Genomic DNA, 14,126 nt, shown 5'->3' on the forward strand with positions numbered 1-14,126 from the left:
GCTCACTTGTTCTCCTCCTTCGAAGACTCCGGCTTGACCTCTTCGGCCGCCTGCGTCTCCGCTGCGGTCGGGACCTCATCGGACTGTGAGTCCTCATCGAAGGCCGGGCCGGTTGCGGAGATCTCGGTCGACTGGGTCGGGGCAAGCGGGGCCTTGGCGCCCGGCATACCCGGCAGGCCAACCTGGCCGATCTTGCCGAACGTGGTCGGGCCGTCGAGGCCCGGACGCTCGTCGCTTGCGCGCGCAATGCGCTCGACCGTCCTGGGCGAGATCTCGCCAACGGTACGGGCCTGGCCGCGGATGCGGAGGATGCGGGAGACGGATTCCTCGACGGGCCTGCCGCCCGCGGTGAGGGCCGGGTTCGTCGACGAGTTCGATTCGGCAAACAAGCCCGCGTTGGGGGCCTGGCCGGGGTGCACGCCGGACTCGGCGTACGCCATCATCTTTTCGTTCGCGACATCCAGCTGCGTCTTACGCGGCTTCAGCTTCTCGCGGTGCGTGAGAACCATGGCTCCCATCGCTGCCGTAATGAGCAGGGCGCCCGAAAGCTCCATGGCGATCACGTGGTTACCGAAGATGTCGGTGGCTACAGCAACGGGGTTGGACTCTGCGTTGACCTCTGCCATGCCAACCGGGGTCGGCAGGTCGGTTGCTGTAAAGACAGCACCCGCAAGCACGAGGACAATACCGATGCCGCCGAGGGCGGCAACCCAACGCTGGCCCTTGATTGACTCAACGATCGAGTCGGAGGAGTCAACGCCCACGAGCATGAGGACGAAGAGGAAGAGCATCATGATTGCGCCGGTGTAGACGATCACCTGGACAACACCGAGGAACGGTGCTTCGAGGGCCGTGTAAATGAAGGCGAGCATGACCATGACGAAGACGACGGAGATCGTTGCGTATACGGCCTTCTTGGCGAACAGCAGGCCGAGAGCCGCGATCACCATGAGAGGCGCCAGCACCCAGAAGAGAATGGTCTCTCCCGTGGTGACGGTCCCGGTGACCGGGTCAATCCCGGCGCTCAGGAACGGATTCACTTCGCTGCCTCCTCAACGGGACGCGCAGCCTTGAGAGTCGGGTCGTCGGGACGGCGCTCTGCCACCCAGTCGATCTGCTCCTTGGTCGGTCCCGTGACCTCGTTGCGGTAGTAGTCGTCATCGGTCGTGCCCTCCACCATCGGGTGGGGCGCAGCCAGCATGCCATCGAGCATCGGGGCCAGGAGGTCCTGCTTCTCGAAAATGAGGGACTCGCGAGTCGGTCCCACGAGGGAGTCGAACTCGTTCGTCATCGTCAGTGCGCGCGTCGGGCAGGCCTGAATGCAGAGCCCGCACAGAATGCAGCGCAGGTAGTTGATCTGGTAGACCGCTCCGTAGCGCTCACCCGGTGCGTACTGCTCATCCGGGGTGTTCGCGCCAGCCTCAACGTAAATCGCGTCGGCCGGGCACGCCCATGCGCACAGTTCACATCCGATGCAGCGCTCCAGGCCGTCCGCGTAACGGTTCAGCTGGTGCCTGCCGTGGAAGCGCGGCTGGGTCGGGGTCCTCTTGAAGGGGTACTCCTCAGTTGCGGCCGGGCGGAACATCGACGAAAACGTGACGCCGAAGCCAGCGACCGGGGCAAAGAACCTGCCGATCGCTCCCTTCTTCTTCGGGCTGTACAGTGCCGGATCAACCGGGCGGCGATCCGAGGACTGGTTGTCACTCATCGGAATCTGCCTCCTTTGCGGTAGACGAATATGCGGGAGCTCGCTTCGCACGTGGCGAGGGCGGTAGGGATTGGCCGGGCAGCGGCGGGACCGGGTAACCACCGGAGAACGCATCGAACTCGTCCTTCGGGTCGATCACCGTGCCATCTCCCGGATCATCCCTGTCATCGCTCTTGCCCTCAACGAACCAGAGAACAGCGAAGATGACGAGGAAGATAGCGGCCAGGATGATGAGGATCATCTGCGTATCGATATCTGTGAAGGTGCCGAGTCCCTGGATGATCGCAACGGCGACCAGCCACCCGAGGGCAACGGGGATCAGGACCTTCCAACCGAGCTTCATGAACTGGTCGTAACGCATACGCAGTAGCGTGCCGCGGATCCAGATGAGGCAGAACATGAATACCCAGGTCTTGAGGAACATCCAGATCATGGGCCACCAGCCCTCGTTGAACATTCCGTCGTTGATGGCAGAGATCGGCCACGGTGCACGCCAGCCGCCCATGAACACAACAACGGCGATCGTCGAAACGTTCAGCATGTTGATGTACTCGGACAGGTAGAACCAACCAAACTTCATACCGGAGTACTCGGTCGTGTGACCGGCAACCAGCTCACCCTCAGCTTCGGGGAGGTCGAAGGGCAGACGGTTAACTTCGCCAACCATCGAAATGAAGTACGTGATGAATGCGGGGAGGCAGATGAACACGTTCCACAGGCTCGTCTGATCATCGACCATCGCCGATGTTGACATCGTGCCGGAAACGAGGAAAACCGACAGGAGCGACAAACCCATGGCGAGCTCGTACGAGATCACCTGGGCGGCGCTTCGGATCGAACCCAGCAGCGGATATGTGGAGTTAGCGGACCAGCCACCGAGCACCAGGCCGTAGACACCGAACGAGGCAACTGCCAGCACGTAAAGCAGTGCAACCGAGGAGTCGGCAAGCTGCAGTGGCGTCTCGATGCCGAACATGGAAACTTCGGGACCGAACGGCATAACCGCATAGATCGAGAACGCACAGAGAGCGGAGATCGCGGGGGCGACAAAGTAGATTGCCTTCTCTGCGCCCTTCAGCCAGAAGTCTTCCTTGAGCATCAGCTTGATCGCGTCCGCGAATGCCTGGCCGAAACCGAAGATACCGGTAACGTTCGGGCCCTTTCGCGTCTGCATCAAGCCGAGACCGCGGCGCTCCACCCAGAGGGCCAAAATCACGGAGAGGATCAGGTACAGGACGATGAAAACGGCTTTGATCAGCCAGATCCACCAGGTGTCCTGGGAGAAATCTGCGACCGGCTCAGCCATCGCCGCAGGAAATGTTGCGAGCATTAGTTAACCTCCGCCGTGAGAGACACGATGCCGCCCGGCTGGGCGCCCAGGTCCGCCACGTGGCAGGCCGGGGAGTTCTTCGGAAGCCACACGACCCGATCGGGCATGTGCGAAAGAACAAAAGGAACAGTGATGGAGCCCTTCGGGCCGGTCACGGTCAGCTTCGAATCGCGATCAACACCGAGTGCCTCGGCCGTGGCCGGGGAAATACGGGCGATGGACCGGTGGGCGGTACCGGCAAGGTGCGGCTCGAAGTCCTGGAGGCGACCGTCGTCGATCATGAGGTGCCAGGTTGAGAGAACCGCTTCCCTGTCCCCCGGTGCCGGGACCGGGTCGGCCTGCACGCGAGGACGCTCGATGCGGGCACCATCCCAGTCGACGAGCTCGCGGTACTCCGCGTGCACGGACTCGAGTGTGGGAAGCCCCAGATCGTGGCCGAGTTCCTCGGCGAGCTCCGCGAGGATCTGACGATCCGTAAGAGCTGTCGAGGTGAGGACCTGACCGAAGGGACGTTCGCGACCCTCCCAGTTAATGAAGGTGCCGCCCTTCTCGACGGGCGGTGCCGCCGGGAAGACAACGTCGGCCTTGGCCGTGATGTTGGAACGACGAACCTCGATCGCAATGACGAACGGGGCATTGTCTAGTGCCTCGGGCGCTCCCGCGGGAAGGTCGGCCAGTTCCACACCGGCGGTGATCAGGGCAAGCTTGCCAGAACGGGCTTCGTCGAGGATTCCTGCGGTGCCAAGCCCCGGCTGATCGGAAACCGTGGCGTTCAGCGTGACGCCGAGGTCAACGCGTGCCTGGCTGTCCGAAGCGGGACGTCCACCGGGAAGGAGGAACGGAACAGCGCCGGCCTCGAGGGCAGCGCGGTCACCCGCACGCCTCGGAACCCAAGCGATCCGTGCATTCGTGCGCTCCGCGAGGTCAAGAATCGCGGTCAGCGTGCCCGGGGTTTCGGCAGCGCGCTCACCAATGAGGATGACGCCGCCGTTCAGGCGCTCAGCGAGTGCCGCGAGGTGCTCCTGAGGAGCGTTCGCTGCAACAGCGTTGAGGACCGAGGGCTCGGTTCCGGGGGCCGCCGTGACGAGAGTGCCCGACATCTTCAACGTGCCGCGGGTTGCGAACGGTGCCAGGACGGAGACCGACGTGGTCTTCGCAAGAACACCCTTCCGCAGGCGGAGGAAGATCGAACCGCATTCCTCTTCCGGCTCGAGGCCAACGAGGAAGACGTGCTTGGCATTCTCGATCTCGGTGTAGGTAACACCGAGGCCGGTTCCGACAACGGACGAACCGAGGAAAGCATCTTCTTCCTCGGAGGCGACGCGGGTGCGGAAGTCGATGTTGTTGTGACCGAGGACGGTGCGAGCAAACTTCGAGTACGCGTAGGAATCTTCGAGCGGGAGACGACCGCCGGTCAGGATGCCGGAGGCACCTACCTTCTCGAGGCCGCGTGCCGCAACATCCATGGCGTCCGCCCAGGACGTGGGAACGAGTTCACCGTTTTCGTCGCGGACGTGCGGGACCTTGAGGCGGTCCTCGCCATTCTGCCAGCGGAACGCGAAACGGTCCTTATCGGTAATCCACTCTTCGTTGACCTCCGGGTCGTTACCAGCAAGGCGACGGAGAACCGTGCCACGACGGAAGTCGACGCGGATATCGGAGCCCGATGCGTCATGCTCGGTGACCGAGGGGACGGACACGAGGTCGAAGGGGCGGGCACGGAACCGGTATGCGGCCGAGGTGAGAGCACCAACGGGGCAGATCTGGATCGTGTTGCCCGAGAAGTAGGAAGAGAAGGGGCGGCCCGACTCGTCGAGCTCGGCCTCTCCGACCGGTCCCGGTGCCATGCCGACAACGAGGCCAGCCTCGCCGTGCGGGCCGGCATTGGCCAGATCCTCAACGGACGAGGGGACGTCGTCACCGTCGACAAAGCCGAGAATCGAGGCGTCGAAGTTGCCGATCTGCGAACCGTGGAGTCCATGGACCTCGTAGGCGGGAGAGCCGCCGCCGCGTCCCTGAAGCTGAATGAACGGGTCACCGGCAATCTCAGACTGGAAGCGCGTGCAACGCTGGCACAGGATGCAGCGGTCGCGGTCCAGCAGGATCTGCGAGGAAACCTTAATCGGCTTCGGGAATGTCCTCTTCACGTCCGTGAAGCGGGAGGTTGCCCGACCATCGGACATGGCCTGGTTCTGGAGGGGGCATTCGCCGCCCTTGTCGCAGACGGGGCAGTCCAGCGGGTGGTTGATCAGGAGGAACTCCATGATGCCGTGCTGGGCCTTCTCCGCAACGTCGGACGACGCCTGCGTGTAGACCTCCATGCCGGGGCTGACAGCCTCTGCACAGGATGCGACGGGCTTCGGTCCCTTGGCGAGATTGCCGTCGCGGCCCGGGCGGGCTACCTCAACGAGGCACTGACGGCAGGCGCCGGCGGGCTTGAGCAACGGGTGGTCGCAGAACCGCGGGATGCGGATGCCGACCTGCTCCGCGGCACGAATAATCAGCGTGCCCTGCGGGACTGCAACATCCTGGCCGTCAACCTTGATATTGACAAGATCGGTTTCGGTCGTTGTCATGAGACACCTACTTCGGAGAAGAGTGCGGACTTTTCGTATGGGAAGAGCTCCCAGGCCGGAGTGGTCAGGCCCTGCTCAAATTCCTCACGGAACAAATTGATGCCGGACTGGATCGGGACGGCCGAAGCGTCGCCGAGCGCACAGAAGGAACGGCCAGCGATGTTGCCCGCGATTTCGTAGAGCATGTCAATGTCGGTGGGCAGGCCCTTGCCTGCCTCGAGGCGGTGCATCACTGCCCGCATCCAGAACGTGCCTTCGCGGCACGGGGTGCACTTACCGCATGACTCGTGCTGGTAGAAGTCGGTCCAGGCGCGGACGACGCGAACAACGGAGGTTGTTTCGTCAAAGATCTGCAGCGCACGGGTGGCGAGCATCGAACCTGCCTCCATGACCTCTTCGTAGCCGAGGGGAACGTCGAGGGCTTCGGGGCCGAGGATTGCCGTGGAGGAACCGCCGGGGGTCCAGAACTTCAGCTCGTGGCCTTCGCGGATGCCGCCTGCCATGTCCAGAAGCTCGCGCAGCGTAATGCCAAATGGAGCCTCGTACTGACCGGGATTCTTGACGTGACCAGAAAGGGAGAACAGGCCGTGGCCCTTCGACTTCTCCGTTCCCATCTTCGCAAACCAGTCGGCGCCGTTCTTGATGATGCCGGGCACGGATGAAATGGTCTCAACATTGTTAACGACCGTGGGGCGGGCCAGGTAGCCCTTTGCCGCCGGGAACGGGGGCTTGAGGCGGGGCTGGCCACGGCGTCCCTCAAGGGAGTCGAGAAGAGCCGTTTCCTCACCGCAAATGTAGGCGCCAGCGCCAGCATGCACGGTGATGTCAATGTCGTAGTCACCGTTCGGGCCCAGGCCCTTACCGATGAGTCCGGCCTCGTAGGCTTCGCGGACCGCTGCCATGAGGCGGCGGTACACGTGGACGGTTTCACCGCGCAGGTAGACGAAGCCATGGTGGCCGCCGATTGCGCGCAGGCAGATTGCCATGCCCTCAATGAGGGCATGCGGGTTGGCGAGCAGGGCCGGGATGTCCTTACAGGTTCCCGGCTCCGACTCGTCAGCGTTGACCACGAGGTAGCGGGGACCGCCGTCGGCGGGCGGCAGGAAGGACCACTTGAGGCCCGTCGGGAAGCCGGCACCGCCGCGTCCGCGCAGACCGGAGGCCTTGACGACCTCGGTTAGCTCGCCATCGCCGTAGTGCCAGGCCTTGCTGAGGCCCTCGTAGCCGCCATGCTGCTTGTACGTCTCGAGCTTCCACGACTGCGGTACATCCCAGATATTTGAGATAACCGGGGCGAGAAGCGAAGGATTAGTAAACTCGGTCACCGTGATTCCTCCCCTACGGCCTGGGGAGCGGTCCAGCCCTTTTCGCGGGCGTAGCGGAGCCCAACGAGGGACTCGGGACCGGCACCAGGGCCTTCATCGACGAGGCCGTCCTCGAACCCTGCAAGGGTGCGGGACACCTCCTTGAACGTGTGGACCTTGTTGGGTCCGCGGGTGGGCTTGATGTCCTCACCGGCGGTAATCTTGTCGACCAGTTCAACCGCGCTTGAGGGCGTCTGGTTGTCGAAAAACTCCCAGTTCACCATGATGACGGGCGCGAAGTCGCAGGCGGCGTTGCACTCGAGCTGTTCGAGCGTGATCTTGCCGTCCGCGGTGGTCTGGTCGTGGCCGACACCGAGATGCTCGGACAGCTTGTCCCAGATGATGTCACCACCCATGACCGCGCACAGCGCGTTCGTGCAGACACCGACGTTGTATTCGCCGTTGGGACGACGACGGTACTGGGAGTAGAAGGTTGCTACGGCGGATACCTCGGCCCGAGTGAGCGACAGGACGTCCGCACACAGGGCAATGCCCCGGGGCGACACGTAGCCGTCAACGGACTGAATGAGGTGCAGCATCGGCAACAGGGCCGACCTGTCATCCGGGTACCTGGCGATGATTTCAGCCATGTCATTGCGAAGTCGGGTCTCGACATCCGCATCAAAACGATCGGACATTAGCGATCAACTCCTCCCATCACCGGGTCGATAGAGGCCAGGGCAATGATGACGTCGGAGAGCATGCCGCCCTCGCACATCATTCCTAGCGTTTGCAGGTTCGAATATCCGGGATCACGGAAGTGAGCACGGTACGGGCGGGTGCCGCCGGCCGAGACGAGGTGAACGCCGAGCGTTCCCTTTGCGTGCTCGACCAGCTGGTATGCCTGGCCTGCGGGTACCGAGAAGCCCTCGGTGACGAGCTTGAAGTGGTGAATGAGCGACTCCATCGAGTCGTTCATGATTTCCTTGATGTGCTCGAAAGACTGGCCCTGGCCGTCCGTTCCAATTGTCATCTTGGACGGCCACGCAATCTTCGGATCCTCAATCATCACCGGCTCGCCCTCGGACTCCTCGAGAGCGTCAAGGACCTGGTAGACGATGTGGAACGACTCGAAGATCTCCTCGAAACGGAGAACCGCGCGGTTGTAGGCGTCAGACTTGTCCTTGACCGGGACGTTGAACTCGTAGTTCTCATAGCCGCAGTACGGCTGCGTCTTGCGCAGGTCGAAGGGCAGTCCGGCCGCCCGCAGGTTTGGTCCCGTCATGCCAAGAGCCAGCATGCCGGCCAGCGGCAGCGTGGAAATGTCGACGTGACGCGCCTTGAAGATGGGGTTCTCCTTGACGACATCCATCATCTCTTCCGTCGTCGCCTTGACGTTCGGGAGGAGTTCGCGGATGTACTCGATCGTGCCTTCGGGCAGATCGTCGGGGAGGCCGCCGGGGCGGACGTACGAGTGGTTCATGCGCAGGCCGGTGATCCGCTCGAAGATGCGGAGGATGTCCTCGCGTGCGCGGAAGCCCAGCGTCATCATCGTTGTCGCGCCAAGCTCGTTGTTGGAGGAGGCGATAGCGACAAGGTGGGAGGCGATCCTGTTGAGCTCCATGAGGAGGACGCGGATCTGGCTGGCACGGCGCGGAATCTGATCGGTGATGCCGAGTAGCTTCTCAATAGCGAGCGCGTAGCCAACCTCCTGGAAGAACGGAGCAACGTAGTCCATGCGGGTGCAGAACGCGACGCCCTGCACCCAGTTGCGGTATTCCATGTTCTTCTCAATACCGGTGTGGAGATAGCCGGTCGACGAGCGGAGCTCGCGAACGTACTCGCCATCGAGTTCGAGAAGCAGGCGGAAGACGCCGTGGGTGGAGGGGTGAACGGGGCCCATGTTGACGACGATGCGCTCTTCGCCTAGGCGCTCAGCCTCGGCGGAAAGATCGGACCAGTCGCCGCCCTGCGCGTGATGCTGGGGCGCCGAGTTCAGGTCCTCGTCGGTTGCTCCGGCAGTTGCGTAGTACCGGGAATCTGTAGAAGTCATCAGTTGTAGCTCCTCCGAGTATCCGGCGGCGGGACGACCGCGCCCTTGTATTCGACGGGGATGCCTCCGAGCGGGTAATCCTTACGCTGCGGGTGACCGACCCAGTCATCGGGCATCGCGGGACGGGTAAGGCCCGGGTGATCGTCGAAGACGATTCCCATGAGGTCCCAAGCTTCGCGCTCGTGCCAGTCATTACCCGGGTAAACACCGACGAGGGTCGGCATGTGCGGGTCCTCATCCGAGCAGACGACCTCAATGGCCAGCTGGCGGTTGTGCGTAATGGAGAACAGTGCCGTGTAGGCGTGCAGCTCGCGCCCCGTGTCGTTCGGGTAGTGCACGGCGGACGTGCCGAGGCACAGTTCGAAGCGCAGGTCCTGATCGTCGCGGAGCATCTTCGCCACCATGGGGGCGTGCTCCTTCACGATGAAGAGGATGAGCTGACCGCGGTCGACGACGACCTTCTCGATGACGTCCTCACCTGCGAGGCCTTCGGCGGCAATGAGCTCAAGAAGGATATCGACGACCTCGTCGAACCAGGAGCCGTAGGGTCGGACGGCGGCCGGGGAGATCGTGACGGTCTGTTCGAGCGTCCCGAATCCGGAGGTATCACCGGTTCCTTCGACTCCCCACTGCCCGTGCGTCGTACGTACGACGTCCAGGCTGGGGCGTCCGCCCCGTGCAATTTCGTTATCGGTCACGCGAGCAGTCCCTTCATTTCGTGCGTCGGCGTGGCAGCCAGCGCGGCCTGTTCGGCGCGACGGGCAATGGCCTTACGGTGTCCAAAGAACTTCTCGTCCTTAATGAGCTTACGCAACTCGAGGACGGAGTTAATGAGCATCTCGGGGCGCGGCGGGCATCCCGGCAGGTAAATGTCGACCGGAACGATGTGGTCAACGCCCTGGACGATCGCGTAGTTGTTGAACATGCCGCCTGAGGAGGCGCAAACACCCATGGAAATTACCCACTTGGGGTCCGCCATCTGGTCGTAAATGTTACGGACGACCGGTGCCATGCGGTGGCTGACTCGGCCGGACACAATCATGAGGTCTGCGTGTCGAGGCGAGGCGCGGAACACCTCGAGGCCGAAGCGAGCCATGTCGAACCGGGGAGTACCCGCCGCCATCATCTCAATGGCGCAACAGGCGAGACCCATCGTGACAGGCCACTGGGAGTTGGAACGTCCCCATCCGGCAATGCCCTCGATGGTGGTGAGCATAATGCCCGCGGATGCATCATCTTCATGCGAATGTGCCATGATTTATCTCCTCAGTCCCACTCCAGGCCACCGCGGCGCCACTCGTAGACGAAGGGCACGGTGATCAGGAAAATGAATGTCAGAACTGCAATGAGCCCGAAAGCTCCGAGTTTCTCGAACGAGACCGCCCAGGGGTAGAGGAACACCACTTCGATGTCGAAGATGATGAACGTCATCGCGGTCAGGTAGTACTTGATGGGGAACCGTCCGGCGGTGCCGGCGTTCGGGGTTGCTTCGACTCCGCACTCGTAGTTTGAGAGTTTGACGCGGTTATAGCGTTTCGGGCCGAGCAGGCCAGTTCCGACGAGGCCACCGACGGCCACGACGAGCGCCACCACAATCATTAGGAGTATTGGGGTATAGGGGTTCATTTCGCCTCCATTGAGCAAGCAACCCGCGAAGCCCTGAGGCCCGCTTGATTCACACTTCCAGGGTAGTCGGTATTTTTCACGCTTGTGGCGCTGCCGCAGGTCAACAGCATCATGCGGACGGCACCACCTTCGTGAGAGTCGTGATGAGCTTGTCCATCCAGTCCCCATCGCGGCGGTCATAACCGTCCGAGAGGAGCTTCATGACGAGCCTCATGAGGGTCGGCCTCGGCAGTCCGTAGTGGACGCAGAGGTGCATGATCTCCGGGCGCTCGATCAGGGTAGCGAAGATACGTCCGAGCGAGTAGTAGCCGCCAAGCTCCTCCCGGAGCTCCGCGCTGTACTGGTGGAGCACGCGGTCCTGCTGGCCGAGCGAGCGGCGCGACAGCGCCTGTGCAATAAAGTCCGCTGCGAGGCGGCCGGACTGCATCGCGTATGCAATGCCTTCGCCGTTGAACGGGGAAACCATGCCGCCAGCATCGCCAACGAGCAGAAGGCCCGATTCGTAATGCGGCTTGCGGTTAAACGCCATCGGAAGCGCCGCTCCCCTGACCTGGCCAACCTGGTTCTCCTTCGTGAAGCCCCATTCCTCAGGAACGTTCTGCATCCACGTGTCGAACAGCTTGCGGTAGTCAATGCCGGTGGGCTTGGCCGTCGAGGACAGCGAACCGAGGCCCACGTTGACGAGACCGTCGCCCAGCGGGAACACCCAGCCGTAGCCGGGCATGAGGTTCGACTTACCGGGCTCCCCATCCCACAGCTCGAGGTGGGATTCCATGATTGGCTCATCGGCGCGCGGCGACCTGAAGTACGTCCGCGTTGCCACGCCCATGGGCCTGTTAAAGATCTTTTCGCGACCCATCGAGGTTGCAAGCCGTGCGGAAACACCGCCAGCATCCACGACGATCGGGGCAAGAAAACGCTGCGGCGGGGCCTTGCGGTCAGCCCCCTTGGGGCGCGCCTCAACGCCGATAATCCGGCCGGAACGCTCATGAGTAATTGGCCCCGTGACGGTCATGCCCTCGCGCAGGTCCGCACCCGACTCGACTGCCTTCTTCGCGAGGTCGTGGTCGAGGTCGCCACGCGCCCGTGCCATGCCGTAGGAGGGCATGGAGTTCAGCTCGGGCCACGGAACTTCAATTCGGTGGCCGCCGCCGTGGGCAACGAGAGAGTAGTTGCGGATCCAGCCGTCGGTGTTGATTCCCATGCGGATGATTTCCGCGACTGCACGCGGGGTAAGCCCGTCGCCGCAGATCTTGTCTCTCGGGAACGTGCCTTTCTCCAGAAGCAGTACACGCAGGCCCGTCTGTGCCAAATAGTGAGCGGTAGCTGAGCCGCCTGGTCCGGCGCCTACAACGATGACGTCTGCATCACCGCTGAGCCTATCTATAGCCACGCTTTTCCTTTCACTATCCGCGTCATCCTATCAGCGGATTTATCCCATTTATCCATTAGTAAATGTGGTTATTTACCAAAGGCAAACGTTGTTAAATTCGTTTGGTCACTGCGGCCACTCATTCGGGCTTCGTAGCCCTGTGCAGGGCAACGATTCCTCCGGAGAGGTTTCGGTATTCAACATTTCGCCAACCGGCCTCCTGGACGCGCTTCGCAAACGCCTCCTGGCTCGGCCAGTCGAGAATCGATTCCGCGAGGTAGTCGTAGGCCTCAGAATCCGAGGACACAAGCGTAGAAAGCGTCGGCAGGGCCGTGCCGAGGTAGAAGTTATAGAGCGCTCGGAACGGTTTCCACGTGGGCGTCGAGAACTCGTTGACAACCAGGGTGCCACCGGGGCGAACAATGCGAAGCATCTCCCGCAGGGCCAGATCCGGGTCATTGACGTTACGCAGGCCGTACGAGATGGTCACCGCATCAAACGTACCGTCCGCAAAGGGCAGGGCTGTCGCATCGCCGGCAATGAAGTCCATATCGGGCTGGCGCTGCTTACCGACGGTGACCATGCCGATCGAGAAGTCGAGCGCAACGGTCTCCGCCCCAGCATTCTTGTACACCTCGGTGGACGTGCCGGTTCCGGCCGCAATATCAAGGATCTTCATACCGGTGGTAATCCGCAGGGCCTCGCGGACAGCCGCCCGCCATACGTACACCTGCCCCATGGACAGAACGGTATTGGTGATGTCGTAACGCTTGGCGACATCATCGAACATACCCGCCACATCGCGCGGGTCTTTCTTCAGGGTGGCTCGACTCATATCTCCATTATGGACCCATACCAAGTATGCTTTTTGCTTGTGTCCGACCTAACCCGACTTTTCGCATTCACGCGGCAGGCCGCTTCCCGGCCGAGCCCCGGGGATATCCCGCATCCCCGAAAGAACCTCATGTGGGTCACAGCCACGGGCGGCATGGTCGGATGGGGAGAGGCCGCGGTCGGTACATTTGAAGGGCCCGACCGCTTTACTGCGGCTCAGCGCTGGTTCGATGACATCATTGCCGCCGCCATCATCGACGATCCGGTGGCCCGCCCCGGCACCGGCCTCACGGCGTTTGGAACCTTTTCTTTCTCGGACACCTCCGCCGACATTTCGACCGTGACAATCCCACAGAGGATTCTTGGCTGGGACAGCGACGGTGCCTGGGAAACAGTAATTTCGACGGACCAAAACTCCAATATCACAGCCGAGCCCATTGAGCCAATCGGTGATTTCGGACACGTCGACTGGTCGGCGGGGCACCTGGATGAGGATGGTTTCACCTCGGCGGTCGCGGAAACCGTTGAACTTCTGGCCCGTGGAGAAGCAAAAAAGGTCGTGCTGGCCCGCGACATCGACATCGTTTCCGAATTCCCCATGGACGAGAGACTCCTCGTCGCCAAGCTGACCCGGGCCTTCCCCTCCACATGGACCTACCTGGTTTCGGGAATGATCGGAGCAACGCCCGAAATGTTGGCCTCCGTTCGCGACGGCCACCTCACCACCCGCGTCCTCGCAGGATCCTGGCCCACCACGCAGGGGCAAGAAGCGGCAGAATATGCGCTCCGCTCTTCCGCGAAGGACATTGCCGAGCACCGTTACGCTTCCGACTCGGTCCTCCACGCACTCGACATTCAGGCCTCCGGCCCGGTCCGTGCCAACGGCCCCACCATCCTGCATCTGCCCAACGTCGTTCACCTCGCAACAGATTTCGAAGCTGACTTAGCAGCGGGTTGGACGGGGCTGACCGCAGCCGGTGCCATGCATCCCACCGCGGCAGTCGGTGGCACCCCCACCGATACGGCCCTCGAGGTCATCGACCGGATCGAGGCCCTCGACCGGGGCCGCTACGCGGCACCCGTGGGCTGGATGGATTCGTCCGGTAACAGCGACTGGGCGCTCGCCCTGCGATGTGCACAGCTGGATCAGAACGATCCCCACCGCGCCCGTGCCTTCGCCGGCGGCGGCATCATGGAACGCTCCGTCCCCCAGCAGGAACTCGCCGAAACCGAAGCGAAGTTCTCCGCGATCCTCAAAGCCTTCGAATAGCGAGAGCTTCACGGTGCTCGACAGAGCCCACGCAACCGGGGCGGCCGGTCGGT

General features: G+C 62.5%; 13 protein-coding genes. 1 reads left to right on the top strand and 12 read right to left on the bottom strand.

Features of this window, described 5'->3' with window-relative positions; translation table 11 throughout:
* Window positions 1–2: 2 nt before the first annotated feature.
* The 12 genes from EJ997_RS07215 to EJ997_RS07270 all read right to left on the bottom strand — a co-directional run bounded on the left by EJ997_RS07215 (window position 3) and on the right by EJ997_RS07270 (window position 12,804).
* Complete coding sequence (locus EJ997_RS07215; RefSeq protein ID WP_206501596.1) at window positions 3–1,040, bottom strand: NADH-quinone oxidoreductase subunit J; 1,038 nt, start codon at window positions 1,038–1,040, stop codon at window positions 3–5.
* Window positions 1,037–1,708: an NADH-quinone oxidoreductase subunit NuoI gene (gene nuoI / locus EJ997_RS07220; protein WP_126703957.1), complete on the bottom strand. Its 672-nt coding sequence runs from the start codon at window positions 1,706–1,708 to the stop codon at window positions 1,037–1,039. Before nuoI ends, EJ997_RS07215 begins: the two co-directional genes overlap by 4 nt.
* The gene (nuoH, locus tag EJ997_RS07225) at window positions 1,701–3,038 is read right to left on the bottom strand and encodes an NADH-quinone oxidoreductase subunit NuoH (protein WP_126703958.1); all 1,338 of its coding nucleotides are present in this window, start codon (window positions 3,036–3,038) and stop codon (window positions 1,701–1,703) included. The genes nuoI and nuoH overlap by 8 nt, the downstream gene beginning before the upstream one ends.
* Window positions 3,038–5,614 (bottom strand): NADH-quinone oxidoreductase subunit G, encoded by a 2,577-nt coding sequence (locus EJ997_RS07230; RefSeq protein WP_126703959.1) that lies wholly within the window; start codon window positions 5,612–5,614, stop codon window positions 3,038–3,040. Before EJ997_RS07230 ends, nuoH begins: the two co-directional genes overlap by 1 nt.
* Window positions 5,611–6,945, bottom strand: a complete 1,335-nt coding sequence (gene nuoF / locus EJ997_RS07235) for an NADH-quinone oxidoreductase subunit NuoF (protein ID WP_126703960.1) — start codon at window positions 6,943–6,945, stop codon at window positions 5,611–5,613. Before nuoF ends, EJ997_RS07230 begins: the two co-directional genes overlap by 4 nt.
* Window positions 6,936–7,616: an NADH-quinone oxidoreductase subunit NuoE gene (gene nuoE, locus EJ997_RS07240; protein ID WP_126703961.1), complete on the bottom strand. Its 681-nt coding sequence runs from the start codon at window positions 7,614–7,616 to the stop codon at window positions 6,936–6,938. Before nuoE ends, nuoF begins: the two co-directional genes overlap by 10 nt.
* Window positions 7,616–8,971, bottom strand: a complete 1,356-nt coding sequence (locus tag EJ997_RS07245; RefSeq protein WP_126703962.1) for an NADH-quinone oxidoreductase subunit D — start codon at window positions 8,969–8,971, stop codon at window positions 7,616–7,618. Before EJ997_RS07245 ends, nuoE begins: the two co-directional genes overlap by 1 nt.
* Window positions 8,971–9,669, bottom strand: coding sequence for an NADH-quinone oxidoreductase subunit C (locus EJ997_RS07250; protein ID WP_126703963.1), 699 nt, complete (start codon window positions 9,667–9,669; stop codon window positions 8,971–8,973). The genes EJ997_RS07245 and EJ997_RS07250 overlap by 1 nt, the downstream gene beginning before the upstream one ends.
* On the bottom strand, window positions 9,666–10,226 hold the full coding sequence (locus EJ997_RS07255; RefSeq protein WP_126703964.1) for an NADH-quinone oxidoreductase subunit B: 561 nt from the start codon (window positions 10,224–10,226) through the stop codon (window positions 9,666–9,668). Before EJ997_RS07255 ends, EJ997_RS07250 begins: the two co-directional genes overlap by 4 nt.
* A gap of 11 nt (window positions 10,227–10,237) precedes the next feature.
* Entirely contained in the window at window positions 10,238–10,597 is a 360-nt protein-coding gene (locus EJ997_RS07260; RefSeq protein WP_126703965.1) for an NADH-quinone oxidoreductase subunit A, read from the bottom strand.
* Between the two features lie 109 nt (window positions 10,598–10,706).
* Window positions 10,707–11,984, bottom strand: coding sequence for a geranylgeranyl reductase family protein (locus tag EJ997_RS07265; RefSeq protein WP_407644346.1), 1,278 nt, complete (start codon window positions 11,982–11,984; stop codon window positions 10,707–10,709).
* A 124-nt stretch (window positions 11,985–12,108) separates the two neighbouring features.
* Entirely contained in the window at window positions 12,109–12,804 is a 696-nt protein-coding gene (locus EJ997_RS07270) for a demethylmenaquinone methyltransferase (protein ID WP_126703967.1), read from the bottom strand.
* A 129-nt stretch (window positions 12,805–12,933) separates the two neighbouring features.
* On the opposite strand from EJ997_RS07270, the gene EJ997_RS07275 reads away from it, so the two are divergent.
* Entirely contained in the window at window positions 12,934–14,073 is a 1,140-nt protein-coding gene (locus EJ997_RS07275; RefSeq protein WP_164719861.1) for an isochorismate synthase, read from the top strand.
* Window positions 14,074–14,126 lie beyond the last annotated feature (53 nt).

Origin of the sequence: Flaviflexus ciconiae, from assembly GCF_003971195.1 — a bacterium.
GTDB lineage: Bacteria > Actinomycetota > Actinomycetes > Actinomycetales > Actinomycetaceae > Flaviflexus > Flaviflexus ciconiae.

Coding starts and splice junctions, on each gene's coding strand:
- nuoI (WP_126703957.1), bottom strand. CDS start 1,708: ATGAGTGACAACCAGTCCTCGGATCGCCGCCCGGTTGATCCGGCACTG.
- nuoH (WP_126703958.1), bottom strand. CDS start 3,038: ATGCTCGCAACATTTCCTGCGGCGATGGCTGAGCCGGTCGCAGATTTC.
- EJ997_RS07230 (WP_126703959.1), bottom strand. CDS start 5,614: ATGACAACGACCGAAACCGATCTTGTCAATATCAAGGTTGACGGCCAG.
- nuoE (WP_126703961.1), bottom strand. CDS start 7,616: ATGTCCGATCGTTTTGATGCGGATGTCGAGACCCGACTTCGCAATGAC.
- EJ997_RS07245 (WP_126703962.1), bottom strand. CDS start 8,971: ATGACTTCTACAGATTCCCGGTACTACGCAACTGCCGGAGCAACCGAC.
- EJ997_RS07255 (WP_126703964.1), bottom strand. CDS start 10,226: ATGGCACATTCGCATGAAGATGATGCATCCGCGGGCATTATGCTCACC.
- EJ997_RS07260 (WP_126703965.1), bottom strand. CDS start 10,597: ATGAACCCCTATACCCCAATACTCCTAATGATTGTGGTGGCGCTCGTC.
- EJ997_RS07270 (WP_126703967.1), bottom strand. CDS start 12,804: ATGAGTCGAGCCACCCTGAAGAAAGACCCGCGCGATGTGGCGGGTATG.
- EJ997_RS07275 (WP_164719861.1), top strand. CDS start 12,934: ATGTGGGTCACAGCCACGGGCGGCATGGTCGGATGGGGAGAGGCCGCG.